2 protein-coding genes are annotated in these 1,484 nt (G+C 44.9%); both read left to right on the forward strand.

Going from position 1 to position 1,484, the window contains the following annotated elements:
* The coding region (locus F6K49_RS48325; RefSeq protein ID WP_293109781.1) for an RAD55 family ATPase at positions 1 to 886 on the forward strand (886 nt) is incomplete at its 5' end.
* A gap of 227 nt (positions 887 to 1,113) precedes the next feature.
* The coding region (locus F6K49_RS48330; RefSeq protein ID WP_293109783.1) for a hypothetical protein at positions 1,114 to 1,484 on the forward strand (371 nt) is incomplete at its 3' end.

A 1,484-nucleotide genomic window follows, 5' to 3' on the forward strand; every position in this document is an offset into this window, starting at 1 on the left:
ATCTGACCATGTCTGTGGTTCTCACCGCATGGCAATCACAGAAAACGGTATTGAGATATTGTACAGTGCCAGCCAAATATCTCCCCCCTCAACCACCGAATCATTAAAATTTATTGAGGATGCTCCCCATTTAGTGTTTGGGTCACTCGAAAAATTGCTCCCAAGCCAAATCCCCTATAACACCGCTTGCTTGGTGGAGGGCGCTCCCGGACTGGGTAAGAGTACCCTAGCCTATCAGTTTTTGCTCTGTGGCTTGCATCGCCAAGAATCAGTCTTATATATTAGTGCGGATATTCCTAGGCAGCAAGTTTATCAAACTCTCCCAACTTGGGGATTACTCCCTGACCCCTACCTGGAAGCAGGGCAGTTGGTGATCCTCGATACCTTTAGTCCCATGGTAGAAACATTGCCAGCCACCTCTGTACACCTGAATCTGAATGACCCGGAGATGCTGTTGCTCAGGATTGCGCAACAGCTTGAGCAAATGCCTAAACCCTGTCGAGTAATCTTTGACTCCCTCACGCCTCTACTAATCAGCTGTACCCCTAGAGAGTTTATTAAGCTGGTATACCGTAAAAATCTTCAACTCCGTCAGCCTGATGTGGCAGTGTTAGATATTTTTGCTCAGGACGGAATCGAAAAAAGCGATCACTACAATTTACTGAACCTTTATGATCTCGTAGTAGACCTTTATTCCCCTGAGTGGGATGAAATGAATCGCGGAGAAGACATTGGCTACAAAAATTGGCTGCAAATTACTAAAATTCGTGGGGCTAAGGCAGATCACCGTCCCTACCCTTACAGTATCTCCCCCACTAAGGGGATTGTGATTGAGAGCACCTCATCTCAATCAAAGATTATCGATCACAATTCATTTCCCAAATAGTAGAAAATCTCTCGACGCTTCCAGAAAATCTAGGGAAATCAGCGTGTCGGAACAAACGTTTGCTATCGACCACTCCAGAAAGACGCGCGCAAAATACCAAAATTTAGAAACTGATCAACTATTCTCAGCCGTTAATCTTATATTTATAAGTTTGTTTGAGAAATATGGTCTAGCTCTGAGGCTTGTAACAGCTATATCCCCTTTACACTCCTTTTTGTTCAAAAATTATGACAGGCAAGCAACCGGTTTGGCAAACAACCTTTGACCAAATCAAGGCAACCATTGACCCACCAATTTATGGTATGCTTCTCCTAGAAGAGCAAAAGACTCGGTTGCTGATCGTCCTAGGTAAACAGTCAACTACTACTGCGGCTGAGCAATTGCGAGCTTTGGCACTGATTACCTTGGCTAGCTTAACTGACCTAGACCTCCAACCAGACCAAATTCAGATGGAGTTAGTGGCATCACAGGGAACTGATGCCCCAGAAACTGTCGCTTATTTAGCCCAAAATGACCTGAAGCGACTCTTTGTTACCCTGAGTTTTCTAGCATTTTGTTCGGAAACGCGATCGCTAAATGTTGCTGCCTTAGGGCAAGC

The sequence above is a fragment of the Moorena sp. SIO3I6 genome, from assembly GCF_010672095.1.